This window comes from Streptomyces sp. XM4193 (genome assembly GCF_023072595.1).
In the GTDB taxonomy this organism is placed as follows: Bacteria; Actinomycetota; Actinomycetes; order Streptomycetales; family Streptomycetaceae; genus Streptomyces.
This window is the reverse complement of sequence record NZ_JALLGK010000002.1, coordinates 508,691-533,756: the sequence shown is the minus strand read 5'-3', so window position 1 is coordinate 533,756 and position 25,066 is coordinate 508,691. Positions and strand designations below refer to the sequence as shown.

Annotated in this window: 17 protein-coding genes; 6 read left to right on the top strand and 11 right to left on the bottom strand. The window is 72.2% G+C overall.

Annotated elements, in window-relative coordinates; all coding sequences use genetic code 11:
* Window positions 1-5: 5 nt before the first annotated feature.
* The 4 genes from MTQ01_RS09525 to MTQ01_RS09510 all read right to left on the bottom strand — a co-directional run bounded on the left by MTQ01_RS09525 (window position 6) and on the right by MTQ01_RS09510 (window position 8,205).
* Window positions 6-854 carry an immunity 49 family protein gene (locus MTQ01_RS09525; protein WP_247488559.1) on the bottom strand — a complete coding sequence of 283 codons (849 nt, stop codon included), beginning with the start codon at window positions 852-854 and terminating at the stop codon, window positions 6-8.
* Window positions 851-5,893, bottom strand: coding sequence for a toxin glutamine deamidase domain-containing protein (locus tag MTQ01_RS09520; protein WP_247488557.1), 5,043 nt, complete (start codon window positions 5,891-5,893; stop codon window positions 851-853). Before MTQ01_RS09520 ends, MTQ01_RS09525 begins: the two co-directional genes overlap by 4 nt.
* Before the next feature lie 197 nt (window positions 5,894-6,090).
* Window positions 6,091-6,552, bottom strand: a complete 462-nt coding sequence (locus MTQ01_RS09515; protein ID WP_247488555.1) for a hypothetical protein — start codon at window positions 6,550-6,552, stop codon at window positions 6,091-6,093.
* 153 nt (window positions 6,553-6,705) lie between these two features.
* A complete protein-coding gene (locus MTQ01_RS09510; RefSeq protein ID WP_247488553.1) occupies window positions 6,706-8,205 on the bottom strand; it encodes an ATP-binding protein in 1,500 nt (499 codons plus the stop codon).
* 125 nt (window positions 8,206-8,330) lie between these two features.
* On the opposite strand from MTQ01_RS09510, the gene MTQ01_RS09505 reads away from it, so the two are divergent.
* A complete protein-coding gene (locus MTQ01_RS09505; protein ID WP_247488551.1) occupies window positions 8,331-10,955 on the top strand; it encodes an NACHT domain-containing NTPase in 2,625 nt (874 codons plus the stop codon).
* A gap of 65 nt (window positions 10,956-11,020) precedes the next feature.
* On the opposite strand, the gene MTQ01_RS09500 is transcribed toward MTQ01_RS09505, so the two are convergent.
* On the bottom strand, window positions 11,021-11,947 hold the full coding sequence (locus tag MTQ01_RS09500) for a PaaX family transcriptional regulator C-terminal domain-containing protein (protein WP_308294377.1): 927 nt from the start codon (window positions 11,945-11,947) through the stop codon (window positions 11,021-11,023).
* A 305-nt stretch (window positions 11,948-12,252) separates the two neighbouring features.
* On the opposite strand from MTQ01_RS09500, the gene MTQ01_RS09495 reads away from it, so the two are divergent.
* Window positions 12,253-13,926, top strand: a complete 1,674-nt coding sequence (locus MTQ01_RS09495; protein WP_247488549.1) for an acyl-CoA dehydrogenase family protein — start codon at window positions 12,253-12,255, stop codon at window positions 13,924-13,926.
* A 114-nt stretch (window positions 13,927-14,040) separates the two neighbouring features.
* Here the strand turns inward: MTQ01_RS09495 and MTQ01_RS09490 are convergent, their stop codons facing one another.
* From MTQ01_RS09490 to aztA, 6 genes are all read right to left on the bottom strand, one after another.
* Complete coding sequence (locus MTQ01_RS09490) at window positions 14,041-14,691, bottom strand: GNAT family N-acetyltransferase (RefSeq protein ID WP_247488547.1); 651 nt, start codon at window positions 14,689-14,691, stop codon at window positions 14,041-14,043.
* Window positions 14,692-14,949: 258 nt separating this feature from the next.
* On the bottom strand, window positions 14,950-15,861 hold the full coding sequence (locus MTQ01_RS09485; RefSeq protein ID WP_247488545.1) for a LysR family transcriptional regulator: 912 nt from the start codon (window positions 15,859-15,861) through the stop codon (window positions 14,950-14,952).
* Between the two features lie 300 nt (window positions 15,862-16,161).
* Entirely contained in the window at window positions 16,162-17,370 is a 1,209-nt protein-coding gene (locus MTQ01_RS09480) for a glycine C-acetyltransferase (RefSeq protein ID WP_247488543.1), read from the bottom strand.
* 139 nt (window positions 17,371-17,509) lie between these two features.
* The gene (gene tdh / locus MTQ01_RS09475) at window positions 17,510-18,538 is read right to left on the bottom strand and encodes an L-threonine 3-dehydrogenase (RefSeq protein WP_247488541.1); all 1,029 of its coding nucleotides are present in this window, start codon (window positions 18,536-18,538) and stop codon (window positions 17,510-17,512) included.
* Window positions 18,539-19,064: 526 nt separating this feature from the next.
* Window positions 19,065-19,265, bottom strand: a complete 201-nt coding sequence (locus MTQ01_RS09470; protein ID WP_247488538.1) for a CsbD family protein — start codon at window positions 19,263-19,265, stop codon at window positions 19,065-19,067.
* A gap of 379 nt (window positions 19,266-19,644) precedes the next feature.
* Window positions 19,645-20,397, bottom strand: a complete 753-nt coding sequence (aztA, locus tag MTQ01_RS09465; RefSeq protein ID WP_247488536.1) for a zinc ABC transporter ATP-binding protein AztA — start codon at window positions 20,395-20,397, stop codon at window positions 19,645-19,647.
* 51 nt (window positions 20,398-20,448) lie between these two features.
* On the opposite strand from aztA, the gene aztB reads away from it, so the two are divergent.
* The 4 genes from aztB (at window position 20,449) to aztD (ending at window position 25,027) form a co-directional block, all read left to right on the top strand.
* On the top strand, window positions 20,449-21,357 hold the full coding sequence (aztB, locus tag MTQ01_RS09460; RefSeq protein ID WP_247488534.1) for a zinc ABC transporter permease AztB: 909 nt from the start codon (window positions 20,449-20,451) through the stop codon (window positions 21,355-21,357).
* Window positions 21,354-22,610, top strand: a complete 1,257-nt coding sequence (locus MTQ01_RS09455; protein WP_247488533.1) for a hypothetical protein — start codon at window positions 21,354-21,356, stop codon at window positions 22,608-22,610. The genes aztB and MTQ01_RS09455 overlap by 4 nt, the downstream gene beginning before the upstream one ends.
* Entirely contained in the window at window positions 22,607-23,674 is a 1,068-nt protein-coding gene (aztC, locus tag MTQ01_RS09450; RefSeq protein WP_247488530.1) for a zinc ABC transporter substrate-binding protein AztC, read from the top strand. The genes MTQ01_RS09455 and aztC overlap by 4 nt, the downstream gene beginning before the upstream one ends.
* A gap of 78 nt (window positions 23,675-23,752) precedes the next feature.
* Window positions 23,753-25,027 (top strand): zinc metallochaperone AztD, encoded by a 1,275-nt coding sequence (gene aztD, locus MTQ01_RS09445; protein ID WP_247488528.1) that lies wholly within the window; start codon window positions 23,753-23,755, stop codon window positions 25,025-25,027.
* Window positions 25,028-25,066 lie beyond the last annotated feature (39 nt).

Genomic DNA, 25,066 nt, shown 5'->3' with positions numbered 1-25,066 from the left:
CCAGATCAGGTGGGGAACTCGTTCAGCCAAGAGCCCTCGAGTAGATGCTTCGGCAAGTAATACGACTCCACCTCAACCGACAAACCAGAATCCCGCGCCATACACGCCACCGCCAACGGCCCAAGAGCAACGTTTCCGTCATCGTCATTAAGGCGCTCCTCGACACTCCAATACGCCTTGTGCCACTTCAAGGAATCCGCCAACGCCTCGTTGAAACCCTCCACATCCCGCTCCAAGAACCTGATGAACAAAGGAATCACCGGATACATCAAGTGCGACACAGCCTCGCGAGCCCCCGGCTGAAGCTCCTCCGGAGCAGACAACTCCATCGCCCTCATCAACGACCCCGCCACATCACCACGCCGCAACCAATACCCCTGCAACCCATCCACCCACGAATAAATATACGCATCAAACCCACTCGAACTACCCCACAACAAATCAACCGGCACCTCACACAACTCATCCAGACGCCCAGCTTCGCGGCAAACCATCGCCAACCAAAAGGCGTCCAGCCAATTGCCTGCGTTCGTATAGTACTGAGGCGAACTGGCTTCGATCAGTCGCTTCTCGTGTGCAATCATTCGCTCGATTGGCTCCTCATGCGGCAACACCGACGCGAACATCGCAGAACCAATCTGCATCGCCACCGCGAAAGAATTCCATGTCTCCAGAGCCTCTACCTCCGGATCTCCCGCACAAAACGAGAAGGCCGCACCTTTAGCCGACATAAACGACAGTGAAAAATTACCGCACCCGAATTTCTTGGAGAGGTTATTCATCTTGCTCCTGCGCCGATCGAGGAACTCTTCCGGCAGTGGAAGAACCTTGTGTCGATCAATGTGGATAGTCATGGCATCCCCTTGTCGATATTGAACTCTGATAGCACATATCCAGCATATGCGTCCTGCTTCACCCTGGGCTTTACAGCAACGTACTTGACTGCAAGTGGTTCGGCATTGAGGGCGCTCTCCAGTGCATCCGCCAGCTCATCTTCCTTCAGTGCTGCTCCACGCGTTTCCTTGTCAGTACTCCTCATTTGATCCCCGCTACGCTTCTTCATGTCCTTGATGATCGTTTCGAAATACTCGCGCGTGCCTTGGCTGACACGTTGGCCGGTGTGGCCGTAGCGATCATCGAGACTTGCACTCGGGCCCTTGGCCTCGACCACGATGAACGTGCCGTCGGGGTTCATCCAGACTTGATCGAACCTGCGGTTTCCCTTGACCCCTCCCGCGACCAGCGTAGCTTCCGGGTGCTGCTCCGCCATGGCGTGGGCGGAGGCGGTGAGCTCGCCGAACTCCTCACCAATGTCGGTGACCTTCTTGTTCGCTGCGCTGCGGACAGCTGTGGCTGCCTCCTGCTGCTTCAGGTTCTCCGGAGTCTCGTCGGCTTTGTAGGCATCGTCGGCCCGGTTCTTGTTCGCTTTGGCCTTGTCCAACTGCTCAAGCGCCCTGGCTCGTTCGCGCACCATCTCTTCCAACTTGGCGCGGTTCTCCGGGCTGAGGCTGTCGATGTTGGTGTACTCCAGCCTATGGGCGTGGTACGTGGGCTGGATCGCGGGCGGGACATCGGAGGCTGCGATCCACATGGGTGGTGGCTGCCCGTTCTTGCAGATCTGCGGGATGAGATTGCCGTTCTCGTCACGAGAGTTGACGCGAAGTCGGTAACCGTTGTTTTGCCGGTAGTACTTGTTGTAGAACTCGTCGTTCGGGTCGTTCACACGTTTCAGCTGGCGGTGCACGATGCTCATGCCGGCTTCGTCGCGTTCGCGGTCTCTGCGCTCTTGCTCGGTCTCGGCCCGCTGCTGTTGGGGCCTTGCCGCGGGTTCGGCGGGGCCGATGGGATGACGCCCGTAGGTCGGGCCGTTGAGGTCGACCGATTGGGTGAGGTAGCGGGCCGCGGTGGCTTCGCGGGACGGCACGGGCGAGTGCGGGGCGGCGGGGTGCGGGGCGGTGTGAGCGGGGGTCGCCTGGTCGAGGGTGAGGTCGTTGTGCCGGTTCGGCGTCGGCTCGTTCGGCGGCGTGCGCTGGGCGTCGTGGTGTTCCGGCCGGTCGACGTGCGGGCTGTCGCGGTGCGGGTCGGCCGGCGGTGTGTGGGTGCGGTCCGGTCCGTTTTCGTTGCGGGGACGGGTGGTTGAGCCGTCCTGGTCGCGGATGGGAGACGGGTCGCGGGGTGGGCCGGTGTCGGGGCGGTGCTGCTGTGCTGGGTCGGGGTCCCTGCGCGGGGTCTGCCCGTCGTTCGGCCGGTGTGCGTTCGGGTCGGGGTTCCGGTCCGGGTCCCGGGGACGGTCGGCCTGCTGGTCGGGACGTTCGTGGTTCCGGCGGGCAGCGTCCTGGCCGTTGGACTCCTGGCGGGTGGGGTCGGCGCGGGTGGGGTCGGGTCGGTTGGTGTCGGTGGGGGTGTTGTGCGGTGGGCGCGCGGTGTCGGTGCGGCTGTCGGGACCGGCGTCGGGGCGCGGGACGCCCGAAGGTACGGCGTCCTGTCGCCGGGCATCCGGGGTTTCGGGGTCCTGGGTTGTTCGGTCCGGGCGCGGCGGTTCGGCGTTCGGGGGTTGCTGGGGCGGTGTCGTGCGGTCGGTGCTGGGGTGTGCCGCGCGGTTGTCTCCGGCGTTGGCGTCGGAGGTCTCGCGCTGGGTCGGTGTGGCGTCGTGCGGTTGGCCGTCGGCGCGGTTCGGCGGGGTGTGCTGCTCTCCGCTCTGTTCGCCGCGCTGTTCTGGGGCTGGGTAGAGGGGACGCTGGTTGGCGTCGAGGGGGATGTGGAAGACGTCGGTGGCCTGCGCGGTGTGCAGCGGTGAGTCGCTGACCTCTCCGGACTGGGTGTCGACCCAGACGATCCTGCCGTTGTGGTTGACGGCGTTGAACGCGTGCCCGCCACCGTTGCGCCAGTTGACCTGCACCACTGCTGCCGAGCCGGGGCCCGCGCGTCGTAGGTCGTCGGCAATGCGCTGGTAGCCGGCTTCGCCGCGTCCCGCGTACTGGTGGGGCGCGCCGGCCCAACGGATCATGTTGGCGTTGGCGTCGCGCTCGGGCGACTGTCGGTCGAGAGTGCCGTCGCGGTTGCTGTCGAGGGTGCGCGGCGCGGAGACCTGCGGGTCGCCGAACCAAGTGGAGAGGAACGAACGGGAGCAGTCCGCGCAGTTGTTGCTGCGGCCGGGGACTCCGATCCCGCCGTCGTTCTGGAGCCTCGACCACGACTGGTACGGGTCGGGGAAGCGTTGGGGCGCACCGTTGGGGTCGCGCGGTACGGCGGCGTCCAGGCGCTGCTGGTCACCGGGGTCCACGCGGCCGAGCCCGCCCGGCCGTACGTCCAACTGCGCGCGTATGGAGTCGAGTTCACCCCTGGCCGGACGTTGCGCGGGGCCGTTCGGGTCCTGCTCCGGCCTGTCCTGGTTCGGTGCGTCCTGGTTCGGTGCGTCCTGGTTCGGTGCGTGATCCGTCCTGTTCCGGTCGGGCGTCCGTGAGAGGTCGTGCCCGGCGGAGTCGTCGCGTTGACGGGGGTCGGTCGGCTGCTGCCCGGGTTCCTGGCTGGGTGACGTGTCGGAGCGAGGGGTGCCGTCGGGCCGGTCGGGGGTGGACGGGGTGTCGCCGGGGCGTTGCGGAGTCGGCCGGGACGGTTGGGCGGCCGGGTCGTCGACGCGCGGCGTACGGGCGGCTGTCGGTGGCGTGTGCGGGGGCTGCTGGGGTGCGGCGTCGCCCGGGCGGCGCGGCGCCGGTACGGCGGTGTCGCGGGGAGGAGTGTCGCGGGGCGGGGTGTGCGGAGGTCCGGTGTCGCCGGGTGGCTGGGCCGTCCGGGACCGGTTCTCCTGCGCGGGCGGACGGGCGGCTTCGCCGGGCCGGCGCGGGGAAGTGCCTCCGGAAGCCGGAGGGTTGGGGGCGGCGGGCGCGTTGGGGGGTGGGGGTGGTGCGGTGCCGGCATGTGGTGCGGCCGGCTGTTGTGGGGCGGGGGCGACGGGTTGCTGCGTCTCGGGGGCCGGGACTCGCGGAGGCGCGACGGTCGGTGCGGTGCTCTGGAGATCGACGCTCTCGCGGTTCGGGTCCGGGCTCGGGCCGGGGTCCGGTGTGGCCGGGTGTGCGTGTTGTACGGGCTGCGTACGGTCCGGGCCCGAGGGGCCGGCGGCGCTCGGTGCGGTGGGGCGGCCGGTCGGCGTGGTCCCGCCCGTCTCGCCGGAGGGCGTACGGGCGTCGCCGGTGGAGGGTTGTGCGGTGGACGGCGACGAGGGGGCCGGGGCGGGATGCGACGAGGACGCGTCGGGTGTTCGCTCCGGGGCCGGAAGGTCCGGGCGGGCGGTGTGCGTGGCCTCGGGTGCGCCCGAACTCTCCGTGCGGGTAACGGGGTTGACCTCGCCGGTGTCCGTCCTCGGCGGCGGTGGTGCCTCCCCGCCGGGTGCGGGACTCGGTGGCGCAACACCGGTCTGGGGTGGCTGCTCGGTGCGGCCGGGCGCCTCGGAGGGCACATCGGGTCGGCCGGGGCCCGGGGTGCCTGGGTCCGGGGCGGAGGGGGCGTTGCCTGGTGTGTGACCGTCCGCCGCCGGGGGTGCGATGCCCGTGTCGGGGGCGTTGGGAACCGGAGCCGGGCCCGGGGCTGGGTCGGGAGCCGGTGCCGGGGTGGGGTCGGGAAGCGGTGCCGGGGCGGGGCTTTCGGGGCGGGGCGCGTCAGGGGTCATCCCCGGCGGGCTCTCGGGCGGCCGGCCGGAGGCGCGCTCCTCGCCCTGGCGGGGTGCGTCGAAGGGGTTGTCGCGGTAGGGCTGGTGGGAGGTGTCGGCGGGGCGGGGGTAGTTCGCGGCGGCGTCGGAGCTGTCGGGTCGGGAACCGGGGCCGGTGCTGTCGGAGGGCGAAGTGCCGTCCGGCGCAGTGCCGTTGGGCGCGGAGCCGCCGGGGTTGTTGCCGCCCGTGGAAGGGGCGCCGCTCCGACCGCCCTCGCCACCGCCGTCACGTGTGCCGGTGCCGGGGGTGGAGCCGGTGCCCGAAGTTCCGCCGGTGCCGGAGTCGTTGCCCGAGCCGGCGTTGCCGGAGCTGTCGCCGCTCGTACCGCCGTCGTCCGAACTTCCCTGCCGCGTACCGCCGTTGTCCGAACTGCTGTTGTCCGAGCCGCCGTTGTCGGAGCCGCCGTTGCCGCTTCCGCCCGTGCCGTCGTCGCCGCCGGACCGGTCGGCGGCGGATTCGAGACCGCCTCGGGCGCCGCGGCCCGCTCGGCTGCCCGCGCCGTCGCGCAGACCTTCGCCGAGCGCGGTGCCGGCGTTGTCGACGCCCTCCTTGAAGCCCTCCTTGCCGGCCTGCACGGTCCGTCCGGCGTCGTAGCCGTCCTGTGCGCCGAACTTCTGGTTGACCGTCTGGGCCACCAGATCCGTGGTCATCTTCTGCAGCGCGGTGACGAACGGCTCCTTCGCCGCCTGCAGCACGGCTTGCAGCATGACCTGGGCGGCTTCCTTGAGCAGGCGCCGGACGGTGATGCGGGCCAGCTGGGTCGCCGCGGCGCCGGCGGCGCTCGACGCTCCGAAGGTGAACGGTGCCGCGGCGGCTGCGGCGGCCAACTGGACGGCCAGTGCGATGAGTTGGATGATCACCGCGATCTTCAGCATGGTGACGATCATCGCGGCGGCGTCCAGGGTCGCGGCGATCAGCTCGGCGCCGCGCTTGGCGTCGTCGAGGTAGCCCGAACCGTTGCCGCTGAACTTCTTCCAGGACTCCTGGAAGCCCTCGATGGCGTCACCGCTGTTCTGCGAGAGGACGTTGCCGGCGGCGTGGACGCCCTGGACCTGGATCTCGTCGACGCTCGCGGCGAAGTTCCGCCAGACCATGGCGCAGGAGCGGAGCTTGTCCTCGTCGCCGGTGGGCCACCGGTAGCCGAGCATCTCCAGGACCCACTCGAGCTTGGGGTCGAGCATCATCATCTGCGGAGTCCTCCGGGGACCTCACACGACGGCAGCGCCACACCGGGCGGCCGTCGGGGCGTACGGGGAGCCGATCGTTCTCAACGGGGCGGGGCGGGACAGGGCGGGACGGGAGGTGTCGGGCCGGCTCCCGGGAGCCCGACGCAGGTCCGCACTGTCGGCCGGCAGGGCATGCCGGCGGGCCAACGACCCGTGTTTCAGGCCGGGTTGGCGCGCTTGCGTGCCATGCTTCCGGTCGGCTCGATCATCGCGTTGTCCACGCTCTGGCGCACGATGGCCTCGTTGAAGTCCTCGCCGCTCGCATGGTTCTTCCCCATGCTCTCCAGCGCCTTCCCGATCTCCTGCATCTGTGCCGCGAGATGGCCCATCGACTCGTACATTCCGTCGCGCAGGCCCTCGTAGACGACACCGAACTTCTCGCCGATCTCGTCGTCGCCCCACGGCGGGCGGTTGCTCTTGCCGTCGAGTGTGGTCAGCCCCGTCGTGAACTGCTCGACGAAGGACTTGTCCTCGGGCGGAGCGCCGCCTCCGCCCTCCAGCTCGCTCAACGCGCTCTGGAGCCCCTTGGCGGCATCCTCGAAGCTTCTGCCGATGCGGACGAAGTGCTTTCCCTCGTCCTTCAGCACGTCGACGTCGGTCGTGAACCCGTCGGCGGCCATGCCGGTCCCCCTGGTCGCGGTGCGATTGTCAGGTTGCTGTCATTCCGAAGAGTAGCCCGTGCCTCTGACAGCGGTTCAAGAGCACGCCTGACGCGCGCAGTTGGCGGCTCGTCGCTCCCCGGGACCGGTGGACGCGGCGCGAGCAGCGCGAGTTCAGGCGACCAACGCCCGTACGGCGGCGGCGTGTTGCGGCAGGCCGTCCTCGGTGAAGGCCGCCTCCAGCAGCCGGGCACGGGTACGGGGCGGCACTCCGCCGTCCGCGGTGAGCCGCGGGGCGATCCGCAGATAGGTGCGCGCGGGGGCGTCCAGCGTGTCGGCCGCCACGGCCTCCACGCAGGCGCGCAGCACCACCGGGTCCGCGTGGGTGAACAGCCCGGGGTCGGTAAGCAGTCGGGGCAGCAGACCGGCGGCGAGCGCATGGGCGGCGATGCGGTCGCGGACGTACGGGAGCGCCCGGGACCAGTCCTGGTCCGGCACGGCCTCGAGCAGCGCCACCGCGATGCGCCCCTGCACACCTGCGGTCTCCTCGCCCATGCCCTCGCGCACCGCGCGGGCGAGGGCCGGGTGGGTCAGGCGCACCGATGCCGACGGCTCGCCCTCCCGCTCCCGGTCCACCACGGCGGAGAGGAAGGGATCGAGCACCGTCAGGCAGCGCTCGGCCTCGGCACGCAGATCGCGGCCCGCCGCCGCGCTCGCCAGCGGGGAGATCAGCTGGGCGGGCAGGGCGCCGCCCTCGGCCAGTGCGATCGGGGTCAGCACCGTGCGCATCGTGGCCGGGTCCACCCCGGCCCGCGCGGCATGGCGGTCGAGCAACTCATTGATGGTGCAGGGCAGTTCGGACGGATCGAGCGGACTCTCCACCGGGATCGGCAGCAGCGTCAGGGACCGCACCGCGAGCTCCGCGGTCAGCCTGCTGCCGTCACCCGCACCGATCCGGGAGACCAGCGCCTCGGCGACCGTGCGCCGCAGCGCGGGGTCGGTGGCATACGGCGGGACCGGGTCGCCGGTCGGAGCCGTGTCCATCAGGGCGAGCGTCTGGAGCACCAGCCCCTCGGGGTCTGCCCAGCGCGCCTCGGCGAGGTCGATGACTCCCGCCTCGCCCTCGGGCAGCGCGGCGACCAGCTCGGCGGCAGCCGAGCGCCCGGCCTCCAGCACGATCCGGGTGCGGGGCAGCTCGGCCAGCGGGATCAGCACCTCCCGCACCAGGCGGGTCTCCTCGTCCAAGTGCCGCACCGGCCCGGCACGGTCCGCATGCGGCACGAAGAGCGGCAACGGGTCTTCCAGCACAGCGAGTTGGGCGAAGAGGTCCCCGGTGGGTGCGGCCGGCAGCCGGTACGCCTGCGCCAGCTGCTCCCGCACCCGGTGGATCGGCTCGCCGGTCGGGTCAAGGACGAGCGGGGCGGGCAGCTCGGGCGGCACCGTCGCCGGATCGAGCACGTCCAGGCGCAGTCTGCGGCGGAACTCCGGGTCGCAGAGCATCAGGAAACCGTCCAGCAGACGCGAGCGACCGCTGCCGTCGGCGCCGGTCACCACGACGACCCGGGGTGTGCCGGGCCGGGCCGAGCGCCAGGAGGCGAGTGCGCGGAGCGCGGCGCCGCGACCGCCGAGGTGGGGGTGCGGCTCGTATGCGGGGCCGGAGGCTTCAGTCGTCACGGGGTCGATCGTATGCAGAGGCTATGACGGGGCGCGGCCGAACAGCTTCCGGAGCAAGCGGGCGCGGTGACGCGCGCCCGGCCAACCGACCGTGTGGGCGGGCGAGTTGGCCTAGGCTCGGAGGCATGGAGCCAGCCGTCGCCGCGCGTCTCGCGGTCACCGCACTGACCCCGCTGCTGCGGAAGCTGTTCGTCTCCGAGGGGCCCGGTGCGGGCATCGTCGACAGGCCGGTGCGGCTGTCCGGCCTGGTCTCCTTCCGGGGTACGAAGCAGGTGCTCCGGCAAGGGGACCTGCACCGGCTCGTCGCCGAGCTGGTGCGCCGCGCGGCGGCCGGGCGGGGCCCGCGGGAGCAGCCGACCGCCGAGGTGCGGACCGAGCTGGCGAACGCACTGTTCGTCGCCCTGCGCAGTGTCGGCGACCTGCAGATGGACGATGTGCAGGTCGCCGGTCTCGAACCGTCGCGGTTCGCGCGGGAGTTGGCGAGTCCCGGCGCCCTGTCCAGCGAGGCCGAGGCGTATTACGGCCCGCTTCTGGAGGCCGCGTGCGAGCAGATCCTGCACTTCTTCACCCAGCGCTCCACCTTCGTCGCCCGCACACTGGTCGAACAGACGCGTGCGCTCGGCGAGTTGGACACCAAGGTGGACCGGCTCCTGGACCGTACGCCTTCCGCTGTCGCCGAGGACGCCCGCTTCGAGGAGCGGTACGCGGCCCATGTCGCGCAGCGCCACGGCGAGTTGACCATCTACGGACTCGACTCGGCGCACACCCGTGAATGGCCGCTGGACGCCGCGTATCTGACGCTGGAGGCGACCGACCGGTGGGACACTCCGCTGCGGTCGGACGATGTGCTCGCGGACCGGGACCGGGTGCTGCTGCGCGGGGCGGCGGGCTCGGGCAAGACGACGCTGATCCAGTGGCTGGCGGTGGCAGCCGCACGCCAACCCGAGCGCGGCCACGAGGACTTGACGTACCTGGTCGGCCGGGTGCCCTTCGTGCTTCCGCTGCGCCGGGTGCTGCGGGACGGCGAGCCGCCGACGCCGGACCGGTTTCTGCACGCGGCGGGCAGCAATCTGGCGGGCGCCCAGCCGGCGGGCTGGGCCGACCGGGTGCTGGCGGGCGGCCGGGCGCTGCTGCTGATCGACGGCATCGACGAGATTCCCGCCAACTCCCGTGCGGCGACGCGCCGTTGGATACGCGAGCTGGCGCGCGACTATCCGGGGAACCTCTGGCTGGTCACCGCCCGCCCGGCGTCCGTGGACGAGGACTGGCTCTCCGCGGACGGGTTCGGCGAGCTGTCGCTGGCGCCGATGTCACGGACGAACGTCCTGGCGTTCGTCAAGCGTTGGCACCGCGCCGCGGACGCCGACCGCGAGTTGGCGGACGCGCTCATCGGCTCGATCCGCGCCGGCAGCGACCTCGGAGCGCTCGCCGTCAACCCCCTGATGTGCGGTCTGCTCTGCGCCCTGCACCGCGATCGGCGCGGCTTCCTCCCGCACAGCCGCAAGGACCTGTACGAGGCGGCGCTCGCCATGCTCCTGGAACGCCGCGACCTGGAACGGGGCATTCAGCGCGACCAGGGCCTGCGGCTCTCCCGCGAGGTACAGGTGCAGCTCCTGCAGAAACTCGCCCACTGGCTCATCCGCAACGACCGCGCCGAGATGGACCGGGACGACGCGCGCGCCCAACTCGCCCGCGCGCTCGGCCACATGCCCGACCTCGGCACCGACGCGGAGGGCGTGCTGCGCCATCTGCTGAGCCGCAGCGGGCTGCTCCGCGAACCGGCGTACGGGCGCGTCGACTTCGTCCACCGCACCTTCCAGGACTACCTCGGCGCCAAGGCGGCGGTGGAGGAGGGCGACTTCCCACTGCTGCTGAACAACGCGCACAAGCCGCAGTGGGAGGACGTGCTCCGGATGGCCGTCGCCCTCGCCCGGCCCGCCGAACGGGCCCGCATCCTCACCGGGTTGATCGACGCACTCCCCACCTCCGACGCCCCGGAGGACCGGCGGCGCCGGGTGCACGCGGTGCTGCTGGCGACCAGCTGCCTCGACCAGGCCACCGAGCTGGACCCCGACGTGCGCCGCAGGGTGCGCGATCGAGCGACCGCGCTGGTGCCGCCGCGCGACGGCAACTCCGCCCGGCGTCTCGCCGAGCTGGCGGGACCGCTGGTGCTCGGTCTGCTGCCCGGCCCCGACGCCGTCAGCGACGAACAGGCGCGCCACATCGTCGTCACCGCGGCCCATCTGGGCACCGACGACTGCCTGGCGGTGCTCGCCCGCTACCGCGACCATCCCTCGCTCGCCGTGCGCTCCCAACTCGCCTGGTCCTGGCACCGGTTCGACACCCGGCAGTACGCCGAGGAGATCATCGGGCACCTCGATCCGGCCAACCTCTACTTCCCGGCCCACAACGACGCACATCTGCGCGCGCTCCAGCTGCTCGGCGGACGCCCCCGCGTACAGGTCACGGCTTCCTACTGTCCGGAGAAGCTCGCCGCGCGCCTCGACCCGGCGCAGCTCAGGGGGATCTGGCTGCGCGGCCAGAACAGGGCCGGCGAGGACTGGGAGTGGCTGACCCGCTTCCCGCACCTGGAGACGGTCCTGATCGAAGGGCCGCACACCCATCTCCGGCGCTGCCTGCCCGACCACGTCACCGTCATCAGTCCGAGCGAACGCCGGCAGCAGGAGCGGCTCACCTCGTCCGCTGTCGGCATCCCGATCCCCGTGCTGCACGGCGATTCCGAGACCTGACCGGCTCGCAGGGCCGCACGGTCGCTTCGCACTCGCCTGCCGGGAGAGAGCTGCCTGCCGGTGAATCAGTCCAGGGCGTCCTGGGCGGAGACGATGATGTCGGCGACTTCCCGCCGGTAGTAACGGAAGGCGGAGCGCAGCGCCTCGGCGGGCCAGTCCGGCGGCAACAGCGCCTCGGGCAGTACGGGGTCGGCGAGCAGATGCCGCACCGAGGCGGCGGCGAGGGTGAAGCGTTCCGCCGGGCCCTCGGCGGCTGCCAACCGATCGGTGAGCTCTGCGGCGCGCTCGGCCCACTCCTGAAGGTCCCACAGCGAACGCACCAGGTCGGCCGGATCGCCCTGCGGCGTGCCGTCGAAACGTGCGGCCACCTCGTCCAGGTCCGGCGGCAGGGGACGCAGGAGATTGGCCGGGCGCAGCCACAGGCCCTCGCGCAGCTCGGCCAGGCGCAGCCCGGCCAGACGCACCCGCAGCGCGGCGCGGGCGGTGGCGCCGCGCCCCGCGACCGTGACGGCGACCAGCTCCCACCCTCCGTCCCACTCCCGGGTGCGCGGGCTGACGGCTTCGTCCTGGCGGCGCTGGCGCTCCAGCAGTCGGGCGCTCAACTCGTACGTGCCGTCGGCCCGTTGGAGATCGCCGGAGGCGACCATCCGGGTCAGTGCGACGCGCAGTGCGGTGTCGCTGATGCCGAAGAGTTCGGCTATCCGCACCAGATCGCGCACGGGCAGCGCGGGCGGATGGGAGCCGAGCAGCAGGCTGAGCACGACCGATCGGGCGGTGAGCGGACGCAGCTCCAGGGGCGGACGGTCCGAGGACCGGCGGGTCGGGCCGCCGCTCCTCGGCGAACCGTCCGGCTGCCGCCGGGAGGCGGTCGATCCCGCGCCGCCGCCCGAGGCCGTACCGCCGTCCGAGGCCGTACCGCCGCCCGATTCCGTACTGCGGGAGGTTCCCGTGCCGCCGGATCCTCCGGTGCCGCCGGTGGTGCCGCCGCTCATGCTGGTTCCGCCCTTCCGGCCCTTCCGGCCCTTCTCCGGGCTGCCGGGTGGCAGCCCGAAGCCTTCGGATCTCCGCCGACAGGGTCCCCCCGAAGCACTGACCCGCGCACCTGCAAAGGCCGGACCGGCCCCGCGCGAGCAGTGGCGAGCGGGTCAGTGGACGCCGGGCCCCGGAGCTGAAGGGCCGGTGCCGGCCAGGGGGGGGAGTTGGCCGGCACCGGCGGGGGTCGGCGTTCGAGGAACCCGACCCGCGGCCCGACATTACACTCTTGCCGCATCCGCACGCTCGGCGTAATACTCGATCCATGGCCTCCGCACCGGAAACGCAGCAGCTGGGCAAGCAGTCGTGTGCCACGCACGACGTCACCAACCAGCCCCCGCCGCTCACTCCCTACGACGCCTCCGACGACGCCGCGCTGCTGGAGGGCATGGAGCGCGAGGGCGCCGGTTGGGCCGTCGAGGAGGTGCGTCGTCTCGGGGCGCGCGCCGGCGGCGAGGAGGCCCAGCGCTGGGGCGAGCTGGCCAACACCGTCGAGCCGGTGCTGCGCACCCACGACCGGTACGGCAACCGGATCGACGAGGTGGAGTTCCACGACAGCTGGCACCAACTGACCCGCGTCGCGGTCGAGTCCGGGGCAACCGGCGCGGCCTGGCTGGACGAGCGCCCCGGCGCCCACGTCGCCCGCTACGGCGCGCTGCTCACCTGGGGCCACACGGAGGCCGGGCACGGCTGCCCGATGGCGATGACGTACGCGGTGATCCCGGCGCTGCGCCACCAGCCCGACCTCGCAGAGGTCTACACGCCGCTGCTGGCAAGTCGCTTCTACGATCCGGGACTTCGGGTCCCGACCGAGAAGCGCGGGCTGCTCGCCGGGATGGGGATGACCGAGAAGCAGGGCGGTTCGGACGTCCGCACCAACACCACGATCGCCGAGCCCACCGCCGAGGAGGGCGTGTACACCCTGCGCGGGCACAAGTGGTTCACCTCGGCGCCGATGTGCGACCTCTTCCTCGTCCTGGCGCAGGCGCCCGGTGGTCTCTCCTGCTTCCTGGTGCCGCGCGTGCTCCCGGACGGCAGCCGCAACACCTTCCGCATCCAGCGGCTGAAGGACAAGCTGGGCAACCGGTCGAACGCCTCCTCGGAGCCGGAGTTCGACGGCACCGTCGCCTGGCGGGTCGGCCCCGAGGGCCGCGGTGTGAAGACGATCATCGAGATGGTCAACTGCACCCGACTGGAGTGCGTCGCCGGTTCCGCCACCCTGATGCGCAAGGCGCTGGTGGAGGCCGGCCACCACGTGCGGCACCGCTCGGCCTTCGGCGCCCGGCTAATCGACCAGCCGCTGATGCGCAACGTACTGGCCGACCTCGCGCTGGAGTCCGAGGCGGCGACGACGCTGACGATGCGGCTGGCGGGCGCCGCGGACCGGGCGGCGCGCGGCGACGAGGGCGAGCAGGCGTTCCGGCGGCTGGCGACGGCGGTCGGCAAGTACTGGGTGACCAAGCGGACCCCGCCGTTCACCGCCGAGGCGCTGGAGTGCCTGGGCGGCAACGGGTACGTCGAGGAGTCCGGCATGCCGCGCCTCTACCGCGAGGCGCCGCTCAACTCCGTCTGGGAGGGCTCCGGCAACGTCAACGCGCTCGATGTGCTGCGCGCGCTGGCCAAGGAGCCCGCTGCGGTGCAGGCGCTGATGGACGAACTCGCACTCGCCCGGGGCGCGGACGCCCGGCTGGACGCGGCCGTCGCCGAACTGTGGTCGGACCTCTCGGATATGGCGGGCGTCCAGATGCGCGCACGACGGGTGGTGGAGCGGATGGCGCTCGCACTCCAGGGCTCGCTGCTGGTGCGGCACGCTCCCGCGGCGGTCTCGGACGCGTTCTGCGCGACGAGGCTGGGCGGCGAGGGCGGTCTCGCCTTCGGCACCCTCCCCCGCGGCGCGGACCTCGACGGCATCCTCGACCGCGCCCGCATTCCGGGTTGAGGAGGCGTCAGGGACTTTGAATACAGGGCGAGTTGGCGTACCGACATGCACAACGGCCGCTTTGACGCGCGGAGTCGGGCTGCGTGGCGCGCCGCTGCGGCGGGGTCCGTCGCGTCAACTCGTCGGCGCGGGCGCGGCGTAGCACCGCAGGGTCACCAGTTGCTCCGGCCCCCAACGCCTGTGCACGGTGCCGAGCAGCTCCCAACCGAGGCGTTCGTAGAGTGCGCAGGCCGCGGTGTCGGTGGCCACCACGTCGAGCAGCGGTTGCAGCCCGAGCTCCCGGGCGCGTGCCACCGCGCGCCCCAGAAGCAGCGCGCCCAGGGCGTGCCCTCTTGCGTCCGGAGCGACGAAGAGCCTGCTGACGACCGCGAGTTGAGGACCTTCGCCCCCGGCTGCTCCCCCGCCGGACACCGCCGGACGGTCGGTGCCGCGCTGCGGGTGGGGAGCGGTGCCGCGCTGCGAGTGACCGCCCGCGGGGCGGTCCGCCCAGAGACCGGCCGCCGCGAGGTCCTCATCGGCGGCGCCCAGTCCGATGTGCCCGACGGTGCGGCCGTCCAGCAGCGCGACCCAGGCGCCGTACTCGGACACCTGGCCGAGCCAACCGGCAGCGTCCTCGGGCCAGTTGACCGGGTAGCCGTCCTGTCGGTGAACCTCGGCGAGGGCCAGAGCACACTGCGGCAGATCCGTCGGCCGCCGCGTCCGCACCCCGACCCGGGCCGGGGACGAACCGCCGGTCCCCTCGCCGCACTCGGTGTCGCTCTCCATGCCCGCAAGCCAACCACAGCCCGACCGCCGCACCGCACGACGCGACGCTGACCGGCACGACACGGCGGGACGGGGCGGACGGGGCGGGACGGGGCGGCGCCAACGTCCGTACGCAATCAGGCAGTTCGGGGGATCACCACGGTGGGCGAGCGCCCGTTCCCGACGGCGTCCCATCCGCCGCGGGGCTCGTTCGCGCGGAGCCGTCGCCGCGGCGCTCGTCGGCGCTCGTCGGCGCGGATCGTCGCCCCGCGGGGGCGGTCAGTCGCCGAGGGCGTCGGCGGTCTCGCGCAGGGCCGTGAGCACGGGGCGGATGAGCGGATGTGTCTCGCCGCCCCGGCGCACCGCGGCGAAGACCCGGCGGGTGGGTGCGGGGCCCTGAACCGGGCGAACGACGAGGTCCTTCAGTTCGATGCCGCGCAAGGCGGAACGCGGTACGAGCGCGACGCCCGCGCCCGCCCCGGCAAGCGCGACCACAGCCCGGAAGTCGTCCGACTGATGCGTCAACTGCGGCTTGAATCCGGCAAGTTCACAGGCGAGGAGGGTCACGTCGTGGCAGGGGTTGCCGGGATAGGGGGTGATCCAGTCGTCGTCGGCCAGACCCTGGAGGGTGATGTCGGGGCGCTCGGCGAGCGGATGGGCGGCGGGCAGCACAGCGTCGAACGGCTCGGCGTACAGCGGGAACCGGGTCAGCCGTACGTCCCCCTCCTCCGGAGCACCGCGGTACTCGACGGCGAGCGCCAGATCGGCGCGGCCGTCCAGCACCAGAGGCAGGCTCTCGTCGCCCTCCGCGTCCCGGATCCGCAGCCGGATGCCGGGCCGGCCGGCGGCGAGCCGGGCGTAGACCGGGGCCAGCACCTCGGCGATACCGGTGGCGAACGCGGCCACCGTCACCTCGCCGGAGGCCCCGCCCGCGTACGCGGCGAGTTCGGCCTCGGCCCGCTCCAGCTGGGCCAGCACCTCGTGGGCGTGACCGAGCAGTATCGACCCGGCGGCGGTCAGCCGTACGCCGCGGCCGGTGCGGTCCAGCAGCACGTGGCCGGTCTCCTGCTCGAGCGCGGCCAGCTGCTGCGAGACGGCGGAGGGCGTGAGGTAGAGCGCGGCAGCCGCGGCCGTCACCGTCCGGTGGTCAGCCACGGCCCGCAGCACACGCAGTCGCCGGGGGTCGATCACCAGGCCATTGTCGCAGCTCCCGGCCTCTTCCCACCTCTGGCGGAGTCGCGCTCGGCAACCGGCGCCGGACCACGACCCGCCTCCCGGCCGCCCCGGACGGACCTCGGGCGCGTCCGTTGTGATGCCCGACACCCGGGCCGCCGACCCGCGCCCGACAGCCCGACGCCGCCCCACACACGAGGCCCGACAACCGCCGACCGACAGCCGGCACCCGCACCCGACCGACACCCGCCGACCGGCGACCGGGCCGCGGCCCGGTGGCCGGCGCACCGGGCGAGGCCCGGGTGCCGGCCGTCCGGGTCAGGCGTCCGCCGTGTCCTGGCGCAGCGCCTCGCGGGCGTCCACGAACGCGGCGACCGCCCGACGGACGTCGGCGGTGGAGTGGGCCGCCGAGAGCTGGACGCGGATGCGCGCCTGGCCGAGCGGGACGACCGGGTAGGAGAAGCCGATCACGTACACCCCGCGCTCCAGCAGGAGTTCGGCCATCCGTCCGGCCTCCGCCGCGTCGCCGATCATCACCGGGGCGATGGCGTGGTCGCCGGGCAGGATGTCGAAACCGGCCTTGGTCATCTCCTCGCGGAAGAGCGCGGTGTTGGCGTTCAGCCGCTGCCGCAGGTCCCCCGCGCCCTCCAGCAGGTCGAGGACCTTCAGCGAGGCGGCGGCGATGACCGGCGCGAGCGAGTTGGAGAAGAGGTACGGGCGCGAGCGCTGGCGCAGCAGCGCGACGATCTCGGCGCGGGCGGCCACGTACCCGCCGGAGGCCCCGCCGAGCGCCTTGCCGAGGGTGCCGGTGATGATGTCGATCCGGTCCATGACGCCGTGCAGCTCGGGGGTGCCGCGTCCGCCTTCGCCGACGAAGCCGACCGCGTGGGAGTCGTCGACCATCACCATGGCGTCGTAGCGGTCGGCCAGATCGCAGATCTCGCGGAGCGGGGCGAGGTAGCCGTCCATGGAGAACACGCCGTCGGTGACGATGAGCCGGCGCCGGGCGTCCTGGGTGTCCTGGAGCTGCTTCTCCAGATCGGCGAGGTCGCGGTTGGCGTAGCGGTGGCGGCGAGCCTTGGAGAGGCGGATGCCGTCGATGATGCTGGCGTGGTTGAGGGCGTCGGAGATCACCGCGTCCTCGGCGCCGAGCAGGGTCTCGAAGACACCGCCGTTGGCGTCGAAGCAGGAGGAGTAGAGGATCGTGTCCTCCTGGCCGAGGAAGGCCGACAGCCGGGCCTCGAGCTCCTTGTGCACGTCCTGGGTGCCGCAGATGAAGCGAACCGAGGCCATGCCGTAGCCCCAGCGGTCCAGGGCCTGCTTGGCGGCGGCGACGACCTCGGGGTGGTCGGCGAGGCCGAGGTAGTTGTTGGCGCAGAAGTTGAGCACCTCGCCCTTGGTGCCGCCGGCGGTGACGGCGACGGAGGCCGACTGCGGGCTGCCGATGACGCGTTCCGGCTTGTAGAGGCCGGCTTCGGTGATCTCGTCGAGGGTGGTGCGGAGTTCGTCGCGGACGGACGCGTACATGTGTCGTCTCCCGTGGGATGAGGGTGTGGCCTGCGAACGCGGTGCCGGATGCGGGTCCTGCGACCCGGTGCGGTGCCGGAAACGGGTCCGGATGCGGATTCGGATTCGGACCCGGACCCGTGCGATGCCGGGTACGCGGTCAGTCGGTCCAGTTGAGGATGATCTTGCCGCCGCGGGCGGTGGCCGCCTCGTCGAAGGCGGCGTCGAAGTCCCGGTAGTGGTAGCGGCCGGTGATCACCGGGCTGAGGTCGAGACCGCCCTCCAGCAGGACGGTCATGGCGTACCAGGTCTCGTACATCTCGCGGCCGTAGATGCCCTTGACGGTGATCATCGAGGTGACGATCTTCGCCCAGTCCACCGCGAACTCCTCGGCGGGCAGGCCGAGCATCGCGATCCGTCCGCCGTGCGTCATGTTGGCGATCATGTCGCGCATGGCCTCGGGCCGGCCGGACATCTCCAGCCCGATGTCGAAGCCCTCGCGCAGCCCCAACTCGTTCTGGGCGTCGGCGATCCCGGCGTCGCGCACGTTGAGCGCGAGCGTGGCGCCGACCTTGCGGGCGAGGTCGAGGCGCTCCTCGCTGACGTCGGTGACCACCACGTTGCGGGCTCCCGCGTGCCGGGCCACCGCGGCGGCCATCACACCGATCGGTCCGGCGCCGGTGATCAGCACGTCCTCGCCGACCAGCGGGAAGGTGAGCGCGGTGTGCACGGCGTTGCCGAACGGGTCGAAGATCGCGGCGACGTCCAGGTCGACGCGGGTCCGGTGCACCCACACGTTCGACGCGGGCAGGGTCACGTACTCGGCGAACGCGCCGTCGCGGCCCACCCCGAGACCCAGCGTGCTGCGGCACAGATGCCGCCGTCCGGCGAGGCAGTTGCGGCACTTCCCGCAGACCAGATGACCCTCGCCGCTGACGAGTTGGCCCACTTCCAGGTCCTCGACGTCGTCGCCGACGTCCGCGATCTCGCCGACGAACTCGTGGCCGAGCACCAGCGGGGTGTCCACCGCGCGCCGCGCCCAGCCGTCCCAGTCCCGGATGTGCAGATCGGTGCCGCAGATCCCGGTGCGCAGCACCTTGATCAACACCTCGGAGGGGCCGACCTCCGGCTCGGGTACGTCGATGAGCCACAGTCCCGGCTCGGAGTGCTGTTTGACGAGTGCCTTCATGCGGTGCGTGGCTCCAGAGGTACGACGTCGCTGTCGGTGTGCCGGGTTGCCGAGTTTCTCGGGGCTGCCGGGCCTGTCGGGCTCCGCGCGAACCGGACGGGTGAGACGTTCGCCGTGCACGCGCGGTGCGCACCAAGATGCCGACCGGCCACCCTGAAGTCCATCGAGACTTTCTGAAACACTTGTGCAGCTCGCCTTCAAGGCGCAGGTCAGAGGGGCGAAGCGGGGCGTCAGGGACGCCGCGCGGGTTCACCCGGGAGGACCGTGCGCAGTGGCCGGAAAGTGCCGCCGCCGCGCGGGCGCACACCCCGTGCCGGGCGGGGCACGCGCCGCGCCCCGCCGGACGAGCACGCCCCTCCGCCGACGCGGGAGGGGCCCGTACCTCCGCCGCCGGAGCACACACCCGCACGGACGGACGGCGGCGCGCGGCCCTTCGGCCGCGGCCTCCTGCGCGGCGTCGCCCGCGCACGGCAGCGGCGCCGCCGCCCTGCGCGGGCGACGGCGCCGTGTGAGGCGGCGGGGACGCCTACTTGGCGTCGTCCTTCTTGTCCGTGAGGGAGTCCTTCACGCCCGCGGCGCGGTCCTTCACCTCACCGACGGCTCCCTTGGCGTCACCCTTGACCTGGTCGGTCTTGCCCTCGGTCTCCGTGCGCTTGTCACCCGTGACCTTGCCGGCCAGTTCCTTGGCCTTGCCCTTGAGCTTGTCCATCGCGCCGTTGTCGGCCATGGTGACCTCCTCGCATTGTCGCGTGCACACGCCGCAGCCTCCCGGAGGACGCCGCCGCGCGCTGCCCGCGGGATGTGTACAGCCCCGCGGACTTGCGAACCTGCCCAACTTCGGCCGCCCCTAACGTCCGAAGCGGAATCGATTCTCCCGCAACGAGCCAACGGTCGACCCCGCCCCGCTTCACGCCCCGTCACTTCCGCGCCCCGCGCCCCCACATCACGTCGCCCCCGCACCACCTCGCCCGGATCGCGTCGGACGCACGCCTCACCCGGGCCGCCTCGTTTCGGTCGCGTCAGCACCGCACCGTCTCGCGCGGGCCGCGCCGGCACCGCGCCGACCCCTTCGCACCGGGTGACGCCCACGGCCTTCGGGCGCCCCGTCAACTCCCGCTGTGCGCGGGGAGTTTGGGGACGGCCCAGACCTGCTCCACGGCCTCGGCGGTCAGCACGGCACGGGGTGGACCCTCGGCGACGAGGCGGCCGTCCGCGAGGAGCAGACAGTGGTCGGCCTTCATCGCCTCGGGGAAGTCGTGGGTGGCGTGCACGACGGTGACGCCCTGCTCCCGCCCCTCCCGCAGGACCTGCGAGATGCGCTGCCGGGCGGCGGCGTCGAGGCCGGTGGTCGGCTCGTCCAGGAGCAGCAGCGGTGAGCACTGGGCCAGTCCCTGCGCGACGAGCGCCCGCTGCCGCTGGCCGCCGGAGAGCCGGCCGAGCTGTCGGTCGGCGAGGTCGGTGATGTCCAGCCGCGCCATGCACTCCTCGACGATCTCCCGGTCGCGACGGGTGAGTCGACCAAGCAGCGGGCGGTGCGGCCAGCGCCCCATCGTGACGGCGTCGCGGACCGTGAGCGGCAGGGTGTCGCTCACCGCGCTGCGCTGCATCACCAGCGCGGGGCGCTCGGCCGCTCGACGGGAGACCTCACCGGCAGTGGGCGGGATCACTCCGGCGAGCGCGGCCAGCAGCGTGGACTTCCCCGAACCGTTCGGTCCGACGATCGCGGTGGTCGCCAACTCCGGTATGTGTGCGGTGAGTTGGTGAAGCGCGGGACGACGTCCGTACCCGGCGGACAACTCCCGGAGCAGGACCGCCGCGGCGGGCGGTTCGGTGGCGGCGGCCTCTTCGTCGACTGGCATGACAACCCCTTGATTGTGTTGATAACCGTTTTCATTATATGTTCCCTCACCATGGAGTGGTTGTGGAGTCCCTTCGAGGTCGCCTTCGTGCAACGGGCCCTGTGGGCCGGAGTGCTGGTCTCCTGCGTCTGCGCCCTCGCCGGGACGTGGGTGGTGCTGCGCGGGATGGCCTTCCTCGGCGACGCGATGTCGCACGGGATGCTGCCCGGCGTGGCCACCGCGTCCCTGCTCGGCGCGAACCTGCTGCTCGGTGCCGCGATCAGCGCCGCCGTGATGGCGCTCGGCGTCACCGCGCTCAGCCGCTCGCCCCGGCTCTCCCAGGACACCAGCATCGGTCTACTCTTCGTGGGGATGCTCTCGCTCGGCGTGATCATCGTGTCGAGATCGCAGTCCTTCGCCGTCGATCTGACCGGCTATCTCTTCGGCGATGTGCTCGCCGTGCGCCAACAGGACCTGGTGCAGCTGACGTTGGCGCTCGCCCTGGCGGCGCTGCTCGCGCTGCTCGGCCACCGGGCGTTCGTCGCGCTCGCCTTCGACCCACGCAAGGCGCGGACGCTCGGGCTTCGCCCCGCGCTCGCCCACGCCGCGCTGATCGCACTGGTGACGCTGGCGATCGTCGCCTCCTTCCGCGTCGTCGGCGCGCTGCTGGTCTTCGGACTGCTGATCGCGCCGCCGGCCGCGGTGCTGCCGTGGGCGCGCCGCATCACCACGATCATGCTGGGCGCCGCACTCGTCGGCTCGCTCTCGACCTTCCTCGGGCTGCTGCTCTCCTGGCACCTGGGCATCGCGGCCGGCGCCACCGTGGCCGCGGTCGCGGTGCTGCTCTTCCTGCTGTCGACGGCCCTTGCGGCGGTGCGCGAACGCCGCACCGCGCCCGCACCCGCCCGCACACCCCGCTCCTCCCCCGGCTCCGCCGACTCCCCGCAGACCGCTTCGAGAACCGAGGTCGAGACCGTATGAACCCCCGAATACCCCGCCGCGCCGCGGTCGTCGGCGCACTGCTGCCGCTGGTGCTGCTCGCCGGCACGGGCTGTGTGCGCAGCGATTCGGCCGGCGACGCCGGATCGAAGGAGACCGGCGCCGAGGACGCCACCCCGCACGGCTACGTCGAGGGCGCCGAGGAGGCCGCCGAGCACCAGCCCGGGTTGGTCGTGCTGGACCGCGGCACCGGCCGGGTGCGGCTGCTCGACCCGCTGAGCGAGAAGGTCACCGCGCTCGGCCGCGTCCAGGGCGCCGAAACCCTCACCGGCGACGGTCGGTTCGCGCAGGTCGGCACCGCGCGCGAGGCCCATCTCTTCGACAGCGGCGTGTGGATGGTCGACCACGGCGACCACACCCACTACTACCGGGCCGATCCGGCCGCCGTCGGCAGCGTGCCCGGCGGGCGGGTGCACGGCACCTACAGCGACCCCGCCACCACCGCGCTGACCGGACCGGACGGACGGGTCGGCCTGCTGGACCGCGAGAAGCTGGAGGACGGCAGGGCGGTGCGCGTCCGTACGCTCGCCGCCAACGGATCCGCCGGAGCGGCCGTACCGTACGAGCGTCAACTGCTGGTTCCCGTACGGCAGTCGGGCACGGACACCGACCGGATCCGGGTCCACGCGCGCAACGGCGACAAGGGCCGGACGCTGAGCGGCGACTGCCCGCAGCTGGAGGGCCAGGCCGTCACCCCGCGCGGCGTCGTGTTCGGCTGCGCGGACGGCGCGCTGCTCGTCGCCCCGGGCGAGGGGAAGGACGAGAAGCTCACCGCCACGAAGATCCCCTACCCGCAGAAGGTCGAGAAGGCCGACCGCGCACGGGAGTTCCGGCACCGCCCCGGCAGCGCCACCCTCGCAGCCCCGGCGGGCCGGACGGGGGTGTGGACGCTGGACGTCGGCGAGCGCGAGTGGAGCCGTCTGGACGCCGGCCGCCCCGTGCTCGCGGTGAACTCCGTCGGGCAGGGCGAGCCGACACTCGTGCTCACCGACGACGGCACGCTGCGCGCCCACGACGCCGCCACCGGCAAGGAGACCGCGCGCACGAAGCTGCTGTCCGAGGTCCCCGACCCGGACACCGCCAGGCCGGTGATCGAGGTGGACACCTCGCGCGCCTACGTCAACGACCCGCTCGCCGGCAGGGTCCACGAGATCGACTACCAGGACGAGTTGCGGCTCGCCCGGAGTCTGACCGTGCCCGGCGCCCCGACCGACATGGTGGAGACCGGACGATGACCGCCCCCCACGCCCCCCACGTCGCCCACCTGCCGTCGGCCGGAAGCACTGCCGCCCAGCTGCCGTCGGCCGGCGACGCCGACCTCCCGTCGACAGTCGGCGACGCCGCCGGCCGGACGGCCACCGTGCGGCGCGCCGCGCGCGGACGCGGGCCGGTGCTCGCCCTGCTGCTGTTCGCCCTCGCCGCCCCGGCGCTGCTCGCGGGCTGCGGTACGGGCTCGGACCGCGAGCCCACGATCGTGGTCACCACCAACATCCTCGGCGACCTCACCCGCAACGTCGTCGGCGAGGAGGCGGAGGTGAAGGTGCTGATGAAGCCCGGCGCCGATCCGCACTCCTTCGGCGTCTCCGCCCGGCAGGCCGCGGAGCTGGAGCAGGCCGACCTCGTCGTGCACAACGGCCTCGGCCTGGAGGAGAACGTCCAGCGGCACGTGGACGCGGCCAAGGAGTCGGGCGTCCCCGCCCTCGCGGTCGGCGAGGAGGTCGACCCGCTGCCGTACCGCTCGGATGCGAGCAAGGGCGAGCCGGACCCGCACTTCTGGACCGATCCCGTACGGGTCGCGGAGGCGGTGCGGGTGCTGACCGAGGAGATCGTCGAGCAGGTGGACGGCGTCGACCACAAACGGGTCAGGGCCAACGCCGCGGCGTACGGCAAGCGGGTCGACGCGCTCCAGGAGTGGACGGACCGGGAGTTCGCGAAGATCCCGCGCGAGCGGCGCAGCCTGGTCACCAACCACCACGTCTTCGGCTACCTCGCCGAACGCTACGACTTCCGGGTGGTGGGCGCGGTGGTGCCCAGCGGTACGACGCTCGCCTCGCCCAGCGCGGCCGACCTCAAATCGCTCGCCGACGCGATCGACAGAGCGGGCGTGCCCGCCATCTTCGTGGACTCCGGGCAGCCGGACCGGCTGGCCCAAGTCCTGCGGGACGAGGCCGAGTTGGACGTCCGCGTCGTACCGCTGTTCACCGAGTCGCTCACCGCGAGGGGCGGCGGCGCGGCCACGTATCTGCAGATGGCCCGCGCCAACGCCGAAGCCATCTCCGAGGGGCTCCGGCGGCCCTGACCGCGCCCGCCACCCCACTCCCCACACCCGTCCCCCACCCGCTTCCCACGCCCACACCTCGAACGAAGGAAACCGGCCATGTCGATCACCCCTGCCCGAAAGTCCGCCGCCGCGGCTCAGACGCCCGGCACCTCCCGCACCTCCCGAACCGCTCGCGCCTCCCGCACCAGCGCGGCGATCGGCACCGCGGTCGTCGCCGCGCTGCTCCTCACCTCCTGCGGTCAGAGCGACGACAACGACGGGGACAAGAAGAAGAGCGCCTCCGGCTCCGAGGGCAAGAGCGCCGTCAAGGCAACCGAACCGCTGGTCGCCACCTACGACGGCGGCCTGTACGTGCTGGACGGCAAAACGCTCAAGGTCGTGGAGGACATCCCCCTCAAGGGCTTCAACCGCGTCAACCCGGCGGGCGACGACCGCCACGTGGTGGTCTCCACCTCCAAGGGCTTCCAACTCCTGGACGCCGGCGGCGCGGAGCTGACCGACGTCACCTTCCCCGGCGCCGAACCCGGCCACGTGGTGCGGCACGCCGGCAGGACCGTGCTGTTCACCGACGGCACCGGCGAGATCCGCAGTTTCGACCCCGAGGACCTGGGCGACGGCGAGCCGAAGACCGCCTCCCACAAGACCGACTCGCCCCACCACGGCGTCGCCGTCGAGCTGGAGAACGGCGAACTCCTCACCACCGTCGGCGACAAGGACGGCGGCTTCGGCATCAGCGTGCTGGACGAGGACCGCAAGGAGATCGCGCGCAACGAGGACTGCCCCGGTGTGCACGGCGAGGCCACCGCCAAGGACGAAGCCGTGGTGATCGGCTGCCAGGACGGCGTACTGCTCTACCGCGACGGCAAGATCAAGAAGATCGACAGCCCCGACGACTACGGCCGCATCGGCAACCAGGCCGGTTCCGACCGGTCCCCCGTCGTCCTCGGCGACTACAAGACCGACGAGGACGCGGAGTTGGAGCGTCCCGAGCAGATATCCCTGATCAACACCGAGACCGGCAAGCTCGAACTCGTCGACCTCGGCACGAGCTACACCTTCCGGTCACTGGCCCGCGGTCCGCACGGCGAGGCACTGGTGCTGGGCACCGACGGCAAGCTGCACACCGTCGACCCGGACTCCGCCGAGGTCACCGGCTCGGTCGACGTCATCGACAAGTGGCGCGAGCCGCTGGACTGGCAGCAGCCGCGCCCCGCCCTCTTCGTCCGCGACCACACCGCCTACGTCTCCGACCCCGCGCAGAAGAAGCTGCACGCGATCGACCTGGAGACCGGCAAGAAGACCGGCACCGCCGAACTGCCCTCCGCGCCCAATGAGATCAGCGGCGTCGACCTGCCCGGCTCCGCCCACTGACCGCACACGCACCCCGCCGAAGGCCGCCCGCATCCCGGG

What these genes read in the sequence shown, in the direction of transcription:
- tdh (WP_247488541.1), bottom strand. Translation starts at nt 18,538, where the DNA reads ATGAAGGCACTCGTCAAACAGCACTCCGAGCCGGGACTGTGGCTCATC.
- aztB (WP_247488534.1), top strand. Translation starts at nt 20,449, where the DNA reads ATGGAGTGGTTGTGGAGTCCCTTCGAGGTCGCCTTCGTGCAACGGGCC.
- MTQ01_RS09495 (WP_247488549.1), top strand. Translation starts at nt 12,253, where the DNA reads ATGGCCTCCGCACCGGAAACGCAGCAGCTGGGCAAGCAGTCGTGTGCC.
- aztC (WP_247488530.1), top strand. Translation starts at nt 22,607, where the DNA reads ATGACCGCCCCCCACGCCCCCCACGTCGCCCACCTGCCGTCGGCCGGA.
- aztD (WP_247488528.1), top strand. Translation starts at nt 23,753, where the DNA reads ATGTCGATCACCCCTGCCCGAAAGTCCGCCGCCGCGGCTCAGACGCCC.
- MTQ01_RS09525 (WP_247488559.1), bottom strand. Translation starts at nt 854, where the DNA reads ATGACTATCCACATTGATCGACACAAGGTTCTTCCACTGCCGGAAGAG.
- MTQ01_RS09455 (WP_247488533.1), top strand. Translation starts at nt 21,354, where the DNA reads ATGAACCCCCGAATACCCCGCCGCGCCGCGGTCGTCGGCGCACTGCTG.
- aztA (WP_247488536.1), bottom strand. Translation starts at nt 20,397, where the DNA reads ATGCCAGTCGACGAAGAGGCCGCCGCCACCGAACCGCCCGCCGCGGCG.
- MTQ01_RS09480 (WP_247488543.1), bottom strand. Translation starts at nt 17,370, where the DNA reads ATGTACGCGTCCGTCCGCGACGAACTCCGCACCACCCTCGACGAGATC.
- MTQ01_RS09515 (WP_247488555.1), bottom strand. Translation starts at nt 6,552, where the DNA reads ATGGCCGCCGACGGGTTCACGACCGACGTCGACGTGCTGAAGGACGAG.
- MTQ01_RS09470 (WP_247488538.1), bottom strand. Translation starts at nt 19,265, where the DNA reads ATGGCCGACAACGGCGCGATGGACAAGCTCAAGGGCAAGGCCAAGGAA.
- MTQ01_RS09520 (WP_247488557.1), bottom strand. Translation starts at nt 5,893, where the DNA reads ATGATGATGCTCGACCCCAAGCTCGAGTGGGTCCTGGAGATGCTCGGC.
- MTQ01_RS09500 (WP_308294377.1), bottom strand. Translation starts at nt 11,947, where the DNA reads ATGAGCGGCGGCACCACCGGCGGCACCGGAGGATCCGGCGGCACGGGA.
- MTQ01_RS09505 (WP_247488551.1), top strand. Translation starts at nt 8,331, where the DNA reads ATGGAGCCAGCCGTCGCCGCGCGTCTCGCGGTCACCGCACTGACCCCG.
- MTQ01_RS09490 (WP_247488547.1), bottom strand. Translation starts at nt 14,691, where the DNA reads ATGGAGAGCGACACCGAGTGCGGCGAGGGGACCGGCGGTTCGTCCCCG.